14 protein-coding genes are annotated in these 16,752 nt (G+C 68.4%); 8 read left to right on the forward strand and 6 right to left on the reverse strand.

Going from position 1 to position 16,752, the window contains the following annotated elements; all coding sequences use genetic code 11:
* The first annotated feature begins 23 nt into the window (after positions 1-23).
* From UU7_RS14575 to UU7_RS14595, 5 genes are all read left to right on the forward strand, one after another.
* Complete coding sequence (locus tag UU7_RS14575; RefSeq protein WP_007809566.1) at positions 24-1,298, forward strand: ATP-binding protein; 1,275 nt, start codon at positions 24-26, stop codon at positions 1,296-1,298.
* Between the two features lie 70 nt (positions 1,299-1,368).
* Entirely contained in the window at positions 1,369-1,953 is a 585-nt protein-coding gene (locus tag UU7_RS14580; protein ID WP_007809567.1) for a response regulator transcription factor, read from the forward strand.
* A gap of 240 nt (positions 1,954-2,193) precedes the next feature.
* Positions 2,194-4,449, forward strand: coding sequence for a TonB-dependent receptor (locus UU7_RS14585; RefSeq protein WP_007809569.1), 2,256 nt, complete (start codon positions 2,194-2,196; stop codon positions 4,447-4,449).
* A 147-nt stretch (positions 4,450-4,596) separates the two neighbouring features.
* Positions 4,597-5,763 (forward strand): sialidase family protein, encoded by a 1,167-nt coding sequence (locus tag UU7_RS14590; protein WP_007809572.1) that lies wholly within the window; start codon positions 4,597-4,599, stop codon positions 5,761-5,763.
* On the forward strand, positions 5,760-6,218 hold the full coding sequence (locus UU7_RS14595; protein ID WP_007809574.1) for a hypothetical protein: 459 nt from the start codon (positions 5,760-5,762) through the stop codon (positions 6,216-6,218). The genes UU7_RS14590 and UU7_RS14595 overlap by 4 nt, the downstream gene beginning before the upstream one ends.
* 32 nt (positions 6,219-6,250) lie before the next feature.
* On the opposite strand, the gene UU7_RS14600 is transcribed toward UU7_RS14595, so the two are convergent.
* The 3 genes from UU7_RS14600 to UU7_RS14610 form a co-directional block, all read right to left on the reverse strand.
* The gene (locus UU7_RS14600; protein WP_007809577.1) at positions 6,251-7,252 is read right to left on the reverse strand and encodes an isoaspartyl peptidase/L-asparaginase family protein; all 1,002 of its coding nucleotides are present in this window, start codon (positions 7,250-7,252) and stop codon (positions 6,251-6,253) included.
* A 98-nt stretch (positions 7,253-7,350) separates the two neighbouring features.
* Complete coding sequence (locus tag UU7_RS14605) at positions 7,351-8,880, reverse strand: M56 family metallopeptidase (protein WP_007809579.1); 1,530 nt, start codon at positions 8,878-8,880, stop codon at positions 7,351-7,353.
* The gene (locus UU7_RS14610; RefSeq protein WP_007809580.1) at positions 8,870-9,238 is read right to left on the reverse strand and encodes a BlaI/MecI/CopY family transcriptional regulator; all 369 of its coding nucleotides are present in this window, start codon (positions 9,236-9,238) and stop codon (positions 8,870-8,872) included. Before UU7_RS14610 ends, UU7_RS14605 begins: the two co-directional genes overlap by 11 nt.
* A 234-nt stretch (positions 9,239-9,472) precedes the next feature.
* Between UU7_RS14610 and UU7_RS19170 the strand changes: the two genes are divergently transcribed.
* The gene (locus UU7_RS19170) at positions 9,473-10,828 is read left to right on the forward strand and encodes a 3-oxoacid CoA-transferase (protein WP_007809582.1); all 1,356 of its coding nucleotides are present in this window, start codon (positions 9,473-9,475) and stop codon (positions 10,826-10,828) included.
* Between the two features lie 56 nt (positions 10,829-10,884).
* Here UU7_RS19170 and UU7_RS14620 read toward each other — a convergent pair whose 3' ends face one another.
* From UU7_RS14620 to UU7_RS14630, 3 genes are all read right to left on the reverse strand, one after another.
* Positions 10,885-11,880 (reverse strand): sensor histidine kinase, encoded by a 996-nt coding sequence (locus tag UU7_RS14620; protein ID WP_007809584.1) that lies wholly within the window; start codon positions 11,878-11,880, stop codon positions 10,885-10,887.
* A gap of 70 nt (positions 11,881-11,950) precedes the next feature.
* The gene (locus UU7_RS14625) at positions 11,951-12,682 is read right to left on the reverse strand and encodes a response regulator transcription factor (RefSeq protein ID WP_007809585.1); all 732 of its coding nucleotides are present in this window, start codon (positions 12,680-12,682) and stop codon (positions 11,951-11,953) included.
* Between the two features lie 85 nt (positions 12,683-12,767).
* Entirely contained in the window at positions 12,768-13,415 is a 648-nt protein-coding gene (locus UU7_RS14630) for an arylesterase (protein ID WP_040673518.1), read from the reverse strand.
* On the opposite strand from UU7_RS14630, the gene UU7_RS14635 reads away from it, so the two are divergent.
* Positions 13,414-14,112, forward strand: coding sequence for an ABC transporter ATP-binding protein (locus UU7_RS14635; protein WP_007809590.1), 699 nt, complete (start codon positions 13,414-13,416; stop codon positions 14,110-14,112). The two genes, UU7_RS14630 and UU7_RS14635, sit on opposite strands and share 2 nt — an antisense overlap.
* Before the next feature lie 85 nt (positions 14,113-14,197).
* Complete coding sequence (locus UU7_RS14640; RefSeq protein WP_007809592.1) at positions 14,198-16,675, forward strand: ABC transporter permease; 2,478 nt, start codon at positions 14,198-14,200, stop codon at positions 16,673-16,675.
* The last annotated feature ends 77 nt before the right edge of the window (positions 16,676-16,752 follow it).

Raw genomic sequence — 16,752 nt, forward strand, 5'->3', positions numbered from 1 at the left:
CAGATTCAGCCAGGAAGATCGCCATGCCTCACCGGTCCGCCCAACGCATCGGCCCGTTTGCATTGACGCGGACGCTGGCCTGGCTGCGGATCTGCGCCATCGCCGGGCAGAGCACGGCGGTGCTGGTCTGCGCGCTGTGGATGCATTTGAACGTGCCGCTGCTGCCCCTGCTGATCGGCATCGGCGTGCTGGCGGTGTTCTCGGTATTCGCCGCCTGGCGGCTGACCCAGCCGTGGCCGCTCGGCGAGTGGGAGGCGGTGGGACACATCGCCTTCGACACCCTGGTGCTCGGCTATCTGCTGTATTTCAGCGGCGGCGCCAGCAATCCGTTCATCACCCTGCTGCTGGTGCCGATCGCCTTGAGCGCCGCGGCACTGTCGGCGCGGGCGGTGCTGGCCGTGGCGGCGCTGGCAGGCATTGCGTACGTGCTCCTGCTCTACCGGCATGTGCCGCTGCCGATGTCGGTGCACGGGGATTCGCCGAACCGCTTCTCGCTGCACGTCGCCGGGATGGGCGTGAACTTCGTGATCAGCGCGGTGCTGCTGGGCTTTTTCATCAGCCGGCTGGCCCGCGTGCTGCGCTTGCAGCAGCTCGAAGTGCAGCGGATACGCGAACGCGCCCTGCGCGACGAGGGCATCCTGGCCATCGCTACCCAGGCCGCCGGCGCGGCGCACGAACTCAACACGCCGCTGTCGACGATGCGCACCCTGCTGCCGGAACTGCGCCGCGAACATGCCGGCGAGCCCACGCTGTCCGAAGACCTCGAGCTGCTCGAAAGCCAGGTCGATCGCTGCCGCACGATACTTCGCGAGATGGTCGCGTTCGGCAAGGCGCAGCTGTCGCAGGAACCGGAGCGGCTGCGGCTGGACCAGTTCATCCACGGCTGCCTGGAGCGCTTCCAGTTGCTGCGGCCGGAAGCCGAGCTGACGGTGACACTCGATCCGGAACTGGCCGGCACCGTCCTGCGTACGCCTCCGGGGCTTCGCCATGCGCTGATCAACCTGCTCAACAACGCGGTCGACGCCTCGGCTGCCAATCGGTCCGACGCGATAGCCCTGGAGGTTTCGCGCGACGGATCATGGCTGCAGTTGTGCGTGCGCGATCACGGCCCGGGCTTCGATGATGATCCCGAGATCACCGCGCTGGGGCATTCGCACAAGCAGACCGGGCTGGGCATCGGCCTGGCGCTGGCCGAAGCCACTGCGGAGCGACTCAACGGCGAGCTGGTCGCCGGCAATACCGGACACGGCGCCCGGGTCTGCCTGCGCCTGCCGCTGGCGGTGATCGCCGAAAAATAGCCCGGCGTGCGTGCAAGTCGCGCCGCTTCCGGCAAGAATGGGCGCTGGATCACCATCAGGAACCCCCGCGATGACCGAGTTGCCCCAAGCCGCCACGGCACGTCCGCTGCTGCTGGTCGACGACGATGTGACCTTCCTGCGCGTGCTGGCGCGTGCGCTGGGCTCACGCGGCTTCGAGGTGATCACCGCCAGCAATTTCGACGAGGCCCGCGCCCTGACGCGCCGGCACCATCCGCGCTACTGCGTGCTCGACCTCAAGCTGGGCGAGGAAAACGGCCTGCGCCTGATCCCCGAACTGCATACCCTGGTGCCCGACCTGCGCGTGCTGCTGCTGACCGGCTACGCCTCGATCGCCACCGCGGTGGAGGCGATCAAGCGCGGCGCGCACGACTACCTGGCCAAGCCGGTCGACGCCGACGCCGTGGTGCGCGCCCTGCTCGACGGCGACAGCGACGCCGATGACGCCGACTTGCCCGACACGCCGGAACAGCCGCTTGCCCTGCGCCGACTGGAGTGGGAACACATCCAGCGCGTGCTGACCGAATGCGACGGCAACATCTCCGAGACCGCCCGCCGCCTCGGCATGCACCGCCGCACCCTGCAGCGCAAGCTGAGCAAGCACCCGGTGCGAGAACGCCCCGACCGCGAGGACTGATCGCGAAGGCTGATCGCGAGGACTGACGTCCAGGCGGTCATCGAAATGCCAGCGCAGGCATTGCCCGCCGCTACTCCCGGAATTGCAGGAACCGGCGGACCGCGTCCGCCCTGCGTGCCGCCGGCACCTTTCGCCGCGCCCGCGCATCCCATGGCCGCCCCCGCTGCGACAACGCGCCATCTTTCGCGTGGCCGACAGCGGACTATCCTTGCAACTCTAGACCCCCATCCAGAGTATCGCTTGAACGCCATCCCGTTCGGCCTTTGCGCACTTGCCGCTGCCGTGGTCGCCGGCCCCTCGCCGGCTGCCGACGTTCCGCTGCAAACCACCACCCTCACGCCGGTCTCGGTGCACGCCAGCGACACCATGGTGACGGAAACGCCTAGCGTGCAGGTTCGCGTCACTCGCCAGAAGCTGCAGCAGCAGAACGTCACCGAAAGCGCCGACGCGTTGAAGTACGCGCCGAACATGATGGTGCGCAAGCGCTACATCGGCGATCCGAACGCGGTGATCAGCGGCCGCAACGCCGGCACCCTGCAAAGCGCACGCAGCCTGGTCTATGCCGACGGCCTGCTGCTGTCCAACCTGATGACCAACGGCTGGGATGGCGCACCGCGCTGGGGCATGGTGGCACCGCAGGAAGTCGGCGCCGTCGACATCCTGTACGGCCCCTACTCCGCGCTGTATCCGGGCAACTCGCTGGGCAGCACCGTGCTGATCCACACCGTGCTGCCGCAGCGGCTGACCGCCAGCGTGAGCACCCAGTTCTTCAGCCAGGACTACCACGACGCATACGGCGCCGGCGGCCACTACAACGGCCACCAGGCCGCCGCCACGCTGGGCAACAGGCAGGGCCGCTGGAGCTGGCTGCTCGAATACAGCCGACTCGACAACCGCGGCCAGCCGATGCAGTACGCCACGGCCCGGGCCGGCGGCGACCCCGCCCTGGCCGTGCCGGTGACCGGCGCCACCGCCGACCGCAACCCGAACGGCAGCGCGCGGCTGGTCTACGGCGCCAACAGCATCGAACACACCGTGCAGGACCAGGCCAAGCTGAAAGTGGGCGTCGACCTGAGCGAGCACGTCGCAGCGCTGTTCACCGTGGGCTGGTGGCACAACCGCGCCGAGGACTTCACCCGCAGCCTGATTCGCGATGGCCACGGCAACCTGGTCAATGGTGGCGTCATCAGCGCAGGCGGGCAGACCTGGACGCTGCCGGCCAGCGGGCTGGCGCCGTCCTCGGCCAGCGACACGCACATGCTGTACGGCGTCGAGTTGAACGGCCATCTCGACAACGGCTGGCGCTGGACCGCGGTAGCCAGCCACTACGACTTCCTGCGCTCGCTGGCCGGCAGCGCGAACAACGCCGAGCCCGGCCGGCCCGTCAACGGCCCGGGCACGGTCGCCAACAAGGCCGGCTCGGGCTGGGACACCCTCGACCTGCGCAGTTCCGGTCCCATCGGCGATCGTCACATGCTGTACGCCGGCATCCATGCCGATCGTTACGTGCTGGACAGCCAGCTGCGCAACGCCAGCCACTGGCTGGGCGATGCCGACGGCGCGCGGGTCAGCGCGTTCGGCGGTCGCAGCCAGACCCGCGCGCTGTATCTGCAGGATGTGTGGAGTTTCGCCGATGCATGGGCGCTGACCCTGGGCGGGCGGCTGGAACAATGGCGGGCCTACGACGGCCTGCGCGGCAACGGCAACACCACGCTGCGCTACGCCGACCGGCAACGCACCGACTTCTCGCCCAAGGCCGCGCTGAGCTGGGACTTCGCCGAAGACTGGGAACTGCGACTGGCCCATGGCAAGGCGGTGCGCTACCCGACCGTGAACGAACTGTTCCAGGGCAGCCTGTCGGCCAATGCGATCGTCAACAACAACCCGGACCTCCGGCCCGAGATCGACGAATCCACCGACCTCACGCTGAACCGCCACCTGGAAAACGGCCACTGGCGCATTTCGCTGTACCAGGACCGCATCGCCGATTCGCTGTACTCGCAGACCGACATCACCGTCACCCCCACCGTGACCAGTGTGCAGAACATCGACCGCATGCGCAGCCGCGGGCTCGAGGGCGAGATCACCCTCACCGACCTGTGGCTGGACGGACTCGACGTGCAGGCCAGCGTGGCCTTCAACCACGCCCGCACCCTGGACGACAGCCAGTATCCGCTGGCCAACGGCAAGGTGTTTCCGCGCATCCCGAAAATCCGCGCCAGCGTGTTCGCCGACTACCGCTTCGCGCCGCAATGGGACGCCTCGCTGGGCATCCGCCATTCCGGCCGCCAGTACGGCACGCTGGACAACAGCGACCACATCGACAGCTACGGCGCGGTGAGCCGCTTCACCGTGGCCGACGCCCGGCTGCGCTGGTCCTTCGCGCCCGGCTGGACCGCCGCGCTCGGCGTCGACAACCTGACCAACGAACGTTACTGGGTCTACCATCCGTACGCTGGCCGCACCTGGTTCGGCGAGCTGCGCTGGGAGTTGTGAAGAGCTGTCGGACCCCGTGCGCGATACTCCCTCCCCTGCTCGCAGGGGAGGGTTGGGGTGGGGTCGCTCTTGATCGCCAAAGTCAAAAGCACCCCCTCCCAACCTCCCCCTGAAAGCAGGGGGAGGAGCAAAACCCGAGGAGCATTCATGCGCCACCTGCTGATCACCCTGCTCTGCCTGCTCTCGCCCTCCCTATCCGCCCACGACGGCATGCACATGGACATGCCCAGGGGCCCCGAGCTTGGCGCCAGCGCCGCGTTCGACAGTCATGGTCGGCTGTACGTGGTGGACGCGGCGGACGGTCACGTGCGGCTGCGCCACTCCGATGACGACGGCCGCACGCTGAGTGCGCCGATCGAGGTGAACGCCGTGGCGGAACGCATCTACGCCGAAGGCGAGAACCGGCCGAAGCTCGCGTTCGGTCCCCACGACGAGATCTACGTGAGTTGGTCGCAGCCGCGCACCGCACCGTGGACCGGATTCGTGCGCTTCGCCCGTTCGACGGATCGCGGCGAGCATTTCAGCGAACCGCTGACCGTGCACCACGACCGCGCGGAGATCACCCACCGCTTCGACGCGCTGGCGGTCGACGGCAAGGGCCGCATCGTGATCGCCTGGATCGACAAGCGCGACCTGGTCGCCGCCGACGCCGCGAACAAGCCCTACCTCGGCGCCGCGGTCTACTACAGCTGGTCGGAGGACGGCGGCGCCAGCTTCGTGCCCGAGCGCAAGCTGGTCGACCAGAGTTGCGAATGCTGCCGCATCGCGCTGGCACGCACGCCCGACGGGCATGTCGCGGCGTTCTTCCGCAGCATCTACGGCGACAACATCCGCGACCACGCCTATGCCGTGCTGCGCACGGATGGCCAGGACAGCACGGTCCGGCGCGCCACCTTCAGCGAGTGGCATATCGCCGGCTGCCCGCACCACGGCCCCGGCCTGGCGATCGGCGCTGACGGTGTCCGCCACGCGGTGTGGTACGAGGCGAAGAGCGCGCCCACGATCCACTACGGCCAGCTCGACCCCGGCCACCCACCGCAACACGCGACGACGATCGCCGCCGCCGGCGCCAGCCACGCCGACGTGGCCGTGCACGGCCATACCGTGTGGGTGGTGTGGAACCAGGTCTGCGCGGATGGCTACACGCTGATGCTGCGCCGCTCGACCGACAACGGCGCGCACTTCGACGCGGAACGCGCCATCGCGCACAGCGGCGGCGCGGTCGGCTCACCGCAGTTGCTGACGAAGTCGGGCCAGGCCTTCGTGGCCTGGAACACGGCGCAGGGATTTCGCCTGATCGGTGTTGCACCATGAAGCGCCTGCTGCCGCTGCTGTTCCTGCTGTTGCCCGCGCTGGCCTGCGCCGGTTCGCTGCAGCCGCTGGCCGCCAATGACGTCGCCACCCTGCTTGAGCCACCGGCGCACGGCGAACGCATCATCGCGCTGTGGGCCCTCGATTGCGCCTACTGCGAACCGAACCTGCAGGCGCTGGCCAGGCTGCGCGACCAGCATCCCGACGAGATCGAGCTGGTGCTGGTGACCACCGACGGCATCGAGCAGGCCGCGACGATCGAGGCGCGCCTGCACGGGATGAAGATGGACGGCTATCCGAACCGCGCCTACGCCGAAGCGTCGCCCGAACGCATCAACTTCCTGCTCGACCCGCACTGGGGTGGCGAGACACCGCGCGTGCTGGTGATCCGCGCCGACGGCAGCCGGCTCGGCATCAGCGGCGCGCTGACGCCCGCGCAGCTGGAAAAACTTCGGTAGCGCCAACCCCGCCAGCCTCGGGCGACAACATGCTAAGGCTGGGCGACGCTCTCGGCCGGAGCCGGCTCGGGGATCTCGGTGGTGCCATCGTCCTCGTCGCCGTACAGCGCCACGTGCGGCACGCCGTCGGCGCCGATCCAGCCGCGGTACATGCCATCGGTGTTGAACGGAATCGAGATGTGGCCTTCCGCATCCAGCGCGATCGCGCCGCCGTTGCCGCCCATCGACGGGATTTCCTGGTTGATCACCTCGGCCGCGGCGCGCTTCAGCGGCACGCGCATCTGGGTCACCTTCATGCAGATCTCGTGCGCGGCCACGGTGCGGATGTAGAACTCGCCCCAGCCCGTACCCGACACCGCGCAGCCCGAGTTGGCATAAGTGCCGGCACCGATGATCGGCGAATCGCCGATGCGGCCCCGGCGCTTGTCGGTCATGCCGCCGGTGGACGTGCCGGCAGCCAAGTGGCCCTGCGCATCCAGCGCCACCGCGCCCACGGTGCCGAAATGTCTGGCCGTCTCGACGTCCGCATGCGGCTGTTTCGCCGCGTCTTCCTTCAACGCCTTCTGCAGCTGCTGCCAGCGCTCCTCGGTGCGGAAATAGGCGGGATCGACCAGGGTGATGCCCTGCTCCTGCGCAAACGCCTCGGCACCGTCGCCGGAAAGCATCACGTGCGGCGAATGCTCCATCACCGCGCGCGCCAGCAGGATCGGATTCTTCACCCGCTGCACCCCGGCCACCGCGCCGGCGTGCAGCGTATAGCCGTCCATGATTGCCGCATCCAGCTCGTTCCGGCCGTCATGGGTGAACACCGCGCCCTTGCCGGCATTGAAGTTCGGGTCATCCTCCAGCACGGCAAGCGCGGCGGCCACCGCGTCCAGCGCCGGCTTGCCCGCCTTGAGCTCGGCATGGCCGCTCTGCAAAGCCTGTGTCATCGCCGCGCGTACCGCCTGCTCCCTGGCCGGCGTCATGTCGCGCTTGATCACCCCGGCACCGCCGTGGATCACCAGGACGGGCGACACGGCGGCATGGCTCATGGCGGTGATTCCGATGGCTGCAAGGGCGGCAAACAGATGACGCGATTTCACGACACTCTCCCGGACGGTGACCGGGCGAGTATAGCCATCCTTCCGCGTCACTTCGGCGCGAAGTGCACCCGCTTGCCTTCCAGCTCAACCTTCACGCCGGCAAGGTCGGCCACCCGCTGCAATGCGCTGCCAGCCGGCATGTCGTTGAACGACAGCGTCACGGCACCCTGCCCCAGCGCGTCCGGGTTGACCAGAGTCCAGCCCGCCATTCTGGCAATCGACTCCGCCGCCGTGCGCGTGGTGCCGTTCGTGATGTGCTCGGTCACCCTGACCGGCGATGCCTCGGCGAGCACCTGGGCCGGGCAGCCTGGCTGGGGCGTGATGTCGATGACATAAGCCTGCTTTCCATCCGCGCCCTTGCCCTTGGCGTGCAAAGTCTGACCCAACGCGCCGCGCAAACGGCTATGCGCAAGCGACGCGGTGCCGTTGCTGCCCACCGCCAGATCGATGCGCAGCTGGCCATCGACAGGCACAGCGGTTGCTTCCACCGTCATTCCGCCCACGCTTGCCGTCGCCGTCTTGCCCGGCAGCGTGCACAGCGCCATCGCCGCCGTTTCCGCATGACGCTTGTGTCCGTCGTCGGTCGACAGTTCGACCTGCATGTCGAGCTGGTACTGCGCTCCCGCGACTGGGGGACTCGTGTGCGTCGCTGGCGGCGCGCTGGCGGCATAGACCGAACCGCCCACGATGATGGCGAGAGCGAAACCGGCGACGGCTCCGGCACCCTGGCGTCGGCGATTCGGTGAGGACTGTTTCAACATGGCAATGCGCTCCGTGAGTGGATGACGAGGGGACCAGGCGCAACCCACCGGCAGCGCGAAGGCGCCCGACTGGGTCTTCAACATCGCGTTCGCATAGCTGCGCCGCCGCTCGCCGTGGTCGCGCAGCACGGCGGCATCGCAGGCCAGTTCCTGGTCGCGGCGAAGCGCGGCAAGCGCCCACCAGGCCAGCGGGTGGAACCAGAACAGCGCGGCCGTCAGCTGGGCGAACAGGCACCACCAGCCATCGTGGCGGCGCGCATGCGCCGTCTCGTGCGCGAGGATCAGCATGCGTTCGCTGGCGTCGTAGCGCTGCTCGAAATCCGCCGGCAGCACGATGCGCGTACGCCAGGCGCCGACCAGGGCCGGTCCGACATCCGTGCCGACGGCGCGCAACACCGGCCAGCGCGACGAAGAGACGGGCACGGCAGTGGCTCCGCGCAGGCAGCGCCGGTAGCGCTGCTGCACCAGCGCGGCCAGCACCAGACTGCACACGCTGCCGGCGACCCAGGCCAGCATCGCAAGGACGCGCCAGTCGATGGCACCTGATGCCGCCGCGTGCGCCGGCAGTGCAGCGACAGCCGAGGTGATCGCGATCACCACCGGCGACAGCACCACGACCGGCGCTTCAACCGCATGGGGCAGCTGGCTGGCCAGCATCGCCAATGGCGGCAACAGCCACAGCTGGAACGCCCGCTCGGCGCCGAACAGCCGGCGGCATGGCCGGCGCAGCAGGGCCACCACCAGCACGGCAGCGGTGAAGGCCAGCACCAGCAACCAGCCGCGCCCGAGCCAGTCGATCGCGGCTTCACTGCTCATCGTCGAGTTCCTTCAGCAGCTTGCGCAGCTCGGCGATGTCCTTCTTCGACAGTTTGCGCTGCTCGGAGAAGTGCGCCACCAGCGGTGCCACGCGGCCGCCGAACAGGCGGTCGAGCAGGCCCTTGCTCTCCTGCTGCACGTACTGCTCGCGGGTCAGCAGCGGCGTGTAGAGGTAGCGGCGGCCGTCGCGCTCGGCGTGCACGGCCTTCTTGCGCAGCAGGCGGTTCAGCAGGGACTTCACCGTGCCTTCCTGCCAGCTTTGCGCCGGGCCGACCTCGGTGAGGATTTCTTCGGCGGTACGTGGCGCTTCGCGCCACAACACGTCCATCACGACGGCTTCGGCTTCGCTGATTGCCATGGGTCACCGTTTACATGTGTAAGTGATTTGATGTTTACACGCGTAATTGATGGCGTCAAGCCTGTTTCGCCCGGACGGGAGCCGCTTCGCCGCAGCGCAGGAACCCGATGCAGGGTTCGCCGCAACGATGCGGTTCCGATGAGAACGCGCGGGCCTCGGACCTTGGTACAAGGTCGACCCGGCGCAATCCGTCGTATCCTTGTCAGCTGACTCTCCCTGCAGGAAGGCACAGCAATGGACAAGGTTTATCCCAGCGCCGCAAACGCCCTTGATGGTTTGTTGTTCGATGGCATGACCATCGCGGCCGGCGGTTTCGGCCTGTGCGGCATCCCCGAGAACCTGATCGGCGCGCTGCTCGAAGCCGGCACCAAGGAGCTCACCATCGTCGGCAACAACGCCGGCGTGGACGATTTCGGCATGGGCCCGCTGCTGAAGACGCATCAGGTAAAGCGCGTCTACGCGTCGTACGTTGGCGAGAACAAGGAATTCGAGCGACAGACGCTGGCCGGCGAACTCGAACTGCACCTGACCCCGCAGGGCACGCTGGCCGAGAAGCTGCGTGCGGGCGGTGCCGGCATCCCCGGTTTCTACACGCGCACCGCGTTCGGCACCAAATTGGCCGAGGGCAAGGAGACCAAGGTGTTCGGCGGCAAGGAATACGTGCTGGAGGAATCCATCACCGCCGACCTGTCGATCGTGAAGGCGTGGAAGGGCGACGCGCATGGCAACCTGGTGTTCCGCGAGACCGCGCGCAATTTCAACCCGATGATCGCCACCTGCGGCAAGGCCTGCGTGGCGGAGGTCGAGCACCTGGTGCCGGTGGGCGAGCTGGACCCGAACAACATCCACGTGCCGGGCATCTACGTCGACCGCATCGTGCAGGGCGCGAAGTACGAGAAGCGCATCGAGTTCCGCACCCTCGCCGGCGTGGTCGGCGCGAAGGAAAGCCCGATCCGCGTGGCGATGGCCAAGCGCGCGGCGCAGGAGCTGCAGGACGGCTTCTACGTGAACCTTGGCATCGGCATCCCCACCATGGTGGCGAACTACATCCCCGACGGCGTCAGCGTCACCCTGCAGTCGGAGAACGGCCTGCTCGGCATCGGCCCGTTCCCGACCGAGGACCAGCTCGATCCCGACCTGATCAACGCCGGCAAGCAGACCATCACCACCCTGCCCGGCTCCAGCTTCTTCTCCAGTGCCGATTCGTTCGCGATGATCCGCGGCGGCCACATCGACCTGTCGATCCTTGGCGGGCTGGAGGTCTCCGCGCACGGCGACCTGGCCAACTGGATGGTGCCGGGCAAGATGGTCAAGGGCCCGGGCGGCGCGATGGATCTGGTCAGCGGCGTCAAGCGCGTCGTGGTGCTGATGGAGCACTGCGCGAAGGACGGCTCGCCGAAGATCAAGGACCAGTGCGAGCTGCCACTGACCGGCAAGCAGGTGGTCGACCTGATCATCACCGACCTGTGCGTGTTCGCGGTGGAGAAGGGCAAGGGCCTGACCCTGCTCGAACTCAACGAAGGCGTGAGCCTGGATGACGTGAAGGCGAAGACGGGTTGCGCGTTCGACGTGGCGCTGTCGACCCCGTAATGACCAGGCGAGGCGGGAACGACCCGCCTCGCTGCTGCGGACATGCCGGTGTTCGCCTACACGCCGGCTTCCGCCACCTCGGCGGGCAGCGGATGCGGAAAGCGGATGCTCGCCACGTTTTCCCTGCCGGGCAAAGTCTGCAGTTCCAGCGACCAGGCGAAACGGTCGCTGATCCGTTGGGCGATGGCCAGTTCGAAACCGTGCCGATCCACGTTTTCCACCGGCGGGGAATGGGCGGGGCCCGTTTCCAGCACCTCGGCATGGTTGCGCACGCTGATCATCCCCGGCAGCACGCTGATCACCACCCGGCCCTGCTCGGTCTGCTGGGACGCGTTGCGGATCAGCTGCCAGCACAACACCGACAAGGCCTGTGGCGAGCCCTGCAGGGCGAACCGCGCAGGCTCTTCCAGCAGCAATTCGATCGGCCGCCCCGACAGCATCTCGCGGGCGGCCTCCAGTTCTTCCTGCAGGACGTCGTTGACGATGAAATGACGATCGTCCATCGGGCTGTCCGCTTCGCGTGCCAGCACCAGCAGGGCCTCCACCAGGACTTCCATCTCGCGCGTGGCGCGCTTGATGCGGCGCACCGAGCGGTTGCCGAAGTCGCTCAGCCCTTCTTCCTCGGCCAGCATGTCGACCGACATCTTGATCACGGTGAGCGGGCTGCGCAATTCGTGGCTGGCGTCACGGGTGAAGTTGCGCTCGCGCTGGTTGTAGTTGGCCAGGCGCACGGCGAAGCCGTGCAACCCGCGGGTAAGCGAGGCCACATCTGCATCGGTATGCGCCGACAACTGTTCCACCCGCAGCAGCCCGGGATCGGGCGACTGGCCGTCCCAGCGATTCACCACGCGTGCCAGCGCCCGCACCGGCCGCCATTCACGCCGGGTGATGAACCAGGCCAGCGCGGTGATCACCACGATCACCGCAATCACCAGGGGCGTGGAAACCACGTTGTACATGCCCAGCACGCAGACGAAGACCACGGTCACGAACTGCAAGGCGAAAACCGTGGCAATGCGTCGACGGAACGCACCCGTGGGCGTTGAGGCCATGGTGACCCGGCTATCCATTACCTGTACTTGCCATCTCATTCATGGCCATCTCTGTCACGCTCATCCCGGGTCACGCCGTCTCGGGTGAGGAGGCGACTTCGGATTCCAGATCCGCGAGGCGATAACCTGCCGAATGGATGGTGTGTAACAGGGGGCGCGCGAAGGGTTTGTCGATGACCCGGCGCAGGTTGTACAGATGCGAACGCAAGGTGTCGGAGTCGGGCAGCGTATCGCCCCAGATCTCGCGCTCGATGTCCCGTCGACTGACCACGCGGGGCGACTCGCGCATCAGGATCGCCAGCAGTTTCAGGCCGATCGGCGAGACGGTGAGCTCCTGGCCCTCGCGGGTCAGTTGCAGGGTGGCGGTATCCAGCGTCATGTCGCCCACCGTGAGCACTTCGGTGGAGACCTGGCGACGGTCGCGGCGGATCAGGGCCCGTACCCGGGCTTCCAGCTCGCGCACCTCGAACGGCTTGACCAGGTAGTCATCGGCCCCGGCTTCCAGCCCGGCCAGCTTGTCCTCCAGCGTGTCGCGCGCGGTCAGCATCAGCACCGGGGTGGACTTCTTGGCCTCCTTGCGCAGCTTGCGGCAGACCTCCAGCCCGTCCAAGCCCGGCAACATCAGGTCCAGCACGAGCACGTCATAGCTGTTGGCCACCGCCAGGTGCAGGCCGCTGACCCCATCGGCCGCGTAATCGACGGAATAGCCACGGCGCTCGAGAAATTCGCCGACCATCTCGGCGATCTGGCGGTTGTCCTCCACCAGCAGAATCAGGCCCGCTTGCTCGTCGTGTACGGTCATGTCGTCAATCCCCATCCGTGATTTCACATAAGTGAAGATGAAAGCGGCCTCGGGGTGAGGGTAATGTGAAACGAACGGCGACGATTCAGAGACCGTTGGGTTTGGCTTCCCGGCGCAGCAGCGGTTCCAGCTGTTGCCACACGGTGTCGAGCACCTGCGGCTGGGCCGCCGCCACCGGATGCATGCCGTCAGCCTGCATCTTCGCCGGGTCGAGTGCGATGCCTTCCAGCAGGAACGGCACCAGCGCCGTGCCGCGGCTGTGCGCGAGCTCGGCATAGATCGCTCGCAGGCCATCGCGATATTGCGGTCCGTAGTTCACCGGCAGCTCGATGCCGACCAGCAGCACGCGCACTTTCGCCTGCTGTGCCGCCGCGATCATCGCGTCGAGATTGGCGCGCAGCGCGGGCAACGGCAGGCCACGCAGGCCGTCGTTGGCGCCCAGTTCAAGCACGAGCACGGCGGGGCGGTACTTCTTCAGCAGGGTCGGCAGGCGGTTGCGTCCGCTCAATGACGTCTCGCCGCTGATGCTGGCATTGACCGCGGTCCATTTCGGCACCATGGTGGACAGACGCGCATCCAGCAGATGCACCCAGCCGGACTCGACCGGGATGTTGTGCGCGGCAGACAGTGAATCACCCAGGACCAGCACGGTGTTTGGCGTGGCGGCCTGCGCCGTGCCGAGCCAACCGAACAACAACCCGCCGCACAACCACCAGCAAAGGCTTCGACGCATGAGTGATTCTTCCCGACCGCTGCTTGAAGCCCGCGATGTTAGCAAGTCGGTCGATGGCCCCGAAGGAAGGCTGGACATCCTCGACAAGGTCAGCCTGCAGATTCGCCCCGGCGAAAGCTTCGCCATCGTGGGTGCCTCCGGTTCCGGCAAGACCACCCTGCTCGGACTGTTGGCCGGACTGGACACACCGGACAGCGGCGGCGTCGTGCTGGACGGCCATGCGCTGCAGACGCTGGACGAGGAGGCCCGCGCCGACCTGCGCCGGCGGCTGGTCGGCTTCGTGTTCCAGTCGTTCCATCTGCTGCCGGCGCTGACCGCCGAGGAGAATGTGATGCTGCCGCTGGAGCTGGAGGGCGCGAGCGACGCGCGCTCCCGCGCCCGCGACGCGCTGGAAGCGGTAGGACTGGGCTCGCGCCGCCGGCACTACCCCGCACAGCTCTCCGGTGGCGAGCAGCAGCGCGTGGCGATCGCCCGTGCCTTCGTCCACCGCCCCCGCGTGCTGTTCGCCGACGAACCCACCGGCAATCTCGACCAGCGCACCGGCCACCACATCTGCGATCTGTTGTTCGCCCTGAACCACGACCACCACACCACCCTGGTGCTGGTCACCCATGACGCCACGCTGGCCGCACGCTGCGATCGGCGCATCGAGCTGGAAGAAGGGCGGGTGCTGGCCAGCTCCGGAGAAGCCGCATGAATGGCATCGGCTTTGCTCCTTCCCCCGCGCACCCCAAAGGGGCTTCCTGCGGTCGCAGGGAAGGGTTGGGGTGGGGGGCTCGCCCATGAACCTGTGGCGCCTGTCCCTGCGCAGCCTGCGCCGCGAGTGGCATCTGCCCGAGCTGCGCACGCTGGCCGCGTCGCTGGTGCTTGCCGTGGTCGCGCTCGGCGTGGTCGCCACCCTCGCCACGCGGATCGAACGGGGCATGCTGGCCAGCGCGGCCGAACTGATCGGCGGCGACCTGGGCATCTCCTCGCCACAGGCCTTGCCGCCGACCTACGCGGAGCAGGCGCGCGTCGACGGCCTGTCGCTGTCCCGCACCGCCAGTTTTCCCAGCGTGGCTTTCGCCCATGAACAGGCCCAGTTGCTCGACGTGCAGGCGGTCGATGCGAGCTATCCGCTGCGGGGCACGCTGGAACTGGGCGGCACCGCCGGGCACCGCAGCGGCGGACCGGCGAGTGGCGAGGTCTATCTCGACCATCGCGCCCTTGTCGCACTGAATCTGAAGGTCGGCCAGCCGCTGCAGCTGGGCGGCCGCGAACTGACCATCGCCGCCGAACTGATCCGCCAGCCCGATGGCGGCGAGCTGCTGGCACTGGCGCCGCGCGCCCTGATGAACCTGGCCGACGCCGAACAGGCCGGCCTGCTCGGCGTCGGCAGTCGCGCCCGTCATCGGCTGCTGTTGGCCGGTCCGCCCACGGCCGTGCAACGCTGGCGTGACTGGACGCAGTCGACCGGCCTGCCACAGGGCGCGCAACTGATCACGCCCGAGCAGACCCAGGAACGCATGCGCAGCGCCTTCGACCGTGCCGGCGCCTTCCTGCGCCTGACCGCCCTGCTCTCGGCGCTGCTGGCGGGCATCGCGATCGCGCTGTCCGCGCAGCGTTACGCCCGTCGCAAGACCGCCGAAGTCGCCCTGCTGCGTGCCCTGGGCACGCCGCGGCGGCGCGTGCTGGCGCTGCTGCTGGGCACGCTCGCCGCTCTGGCCGTGCCGGCAACCTCGCTGGGCATCGTGCTGGCGCTGGGGCTGTCGCAGCTGGCCTGGCTGCTGGCCAGCCAGCTGTTCGGCAACGTGCCGACCCTGCTGCCGCTGCTGCCGGCATTCGCCGCCGCGGCGATGGGGATCGCCGTGCTGGTCGGCTTCGCCCTGCCACCACTGGCGCGGCTGGCCGAGGTGCCGCCGGTGGCGGTGTTCCGCCAGAGCCTGCAGCGACGGGTACGCCGCTTCGACGCGCTGTACCTGATTCCGCTGCTGGTGGCGCTGGGCCTGATCTGGAGCCAGAGCAGCTCGCTGCAGCTGGCCGGCATCCTCGCCGCCAGCCTGCTCGGCGTGGCGCTGATCGCGGCGCTGCTTTCCGGTGCGCTGCTGTGGCTGGCCCGCCGCATTGCGCCCGGCGCGCATCCGGCCTTGCGCCTGGGTCTGGCCGCGCTGGCGCGACGCCCCGCGTTGAGCGTGATCCAGGCCACCGCGCTCAGCCTGGGGCTGTGCGCGCTGCTGTTGCTGGCCGTGGTCGCGCCTTCGCTGCTGCAGGGCTGGCGCCAGGAGCTGCCGGCGGACGCGCCGAACTGGTTCGCGCTGAACCTGCAGGACGATCAGCGCCCGGGTTTCGCGCAATCGCTGGCCGCGACGGGCGGCGACCAGCTGAACATGCTGCCGCTGGCCGTGGGCAAGCTCACCGCGATCAACGGGCGGCCGATCGACCAGTTGCGCTTCGAGGACCCCCGCGCGAAGGAATGGGTCGACCGCCAGCTGCGCCTGTCCTGGTCGGCCGAGCTGCCGCCGGCGAACGAAGTGGTCGCCGGCCATTGGCAGGGCGCGCATCCGGCGCGGGCCGAGGTCTCGGTCGACACCATGTGGCGCGACATGTTCGCCCTGAAGCCGGGCGACACGATGAGTTTCGACGTGGGCGAAGGTCGCATCGACGCCACCGTCAGCAGCGTGCGCAAGGTGGACTGGAGTTCGTTCCGGGTCAACTTCTTCCTGCTGCTGGACCCGGCCCACGCGGGCGACCTGCCGCACAGCTGGCTGGCCAGCTTCCACCTTGCCCGCGGCCATGCCACGCAGCTGGCGCAGCTGTCGCGCGACTATCCGAACCTCAGCCTGGTCGACGTCGATGCGCTGCTCGATCGGGTGCGCGAGATCATCGAGCGGGTCGGCAATGCGGTGCGCTGGATACTCGGCTTCAGCCTGCTCGCCGGCGCGCTGGTGCTGATCGCGGCGCTCGCCTCCAGCGCGGCGGAAAGACGCCACGAAGCCGCGCTGCTGCGCACGCTGGGGGCTCGTCGGGGGCAATTGCGCGTGGCCGCCGCCTGCGAATTCGCCCTGCTCGGCCTAGTGGCCGGGCTGACCGCCGCGCTCGGTGCGGCGGGAGCCGGCCTGTGGCTGGGCCAGGCCGTGTTCCATATCGACGGCTTCGCGCCGCCGCTCGCGCCGCTGGCACTGGCGGCGTTGCTCGCGGCCTTCGTGGTGATGCTGCTGGGGCTGGCCGGCACCCGCAAGGTCAGTCGCACGCCGCCGATGCGCCTGCTGCGCGAGGGGTGAGCGGTTTGAGTCTTTCAAGCTCTCAGGCCGGACATGGCCGGGCGTGCGCTGGAGGAAAACCACAGGAAGCGGTTTTC

This window comes from Rhodanobacter spathiphylli B39, from assembly GCF_000264295.1.
GTDB classification, from domain to species: Bacteria; Pseudomonadota; Gammaproteobacteria; order Xanthomonadales; family Rhodanobacteraceae; genus Rhodanobacter; species Rhodanobacter spathiphylli.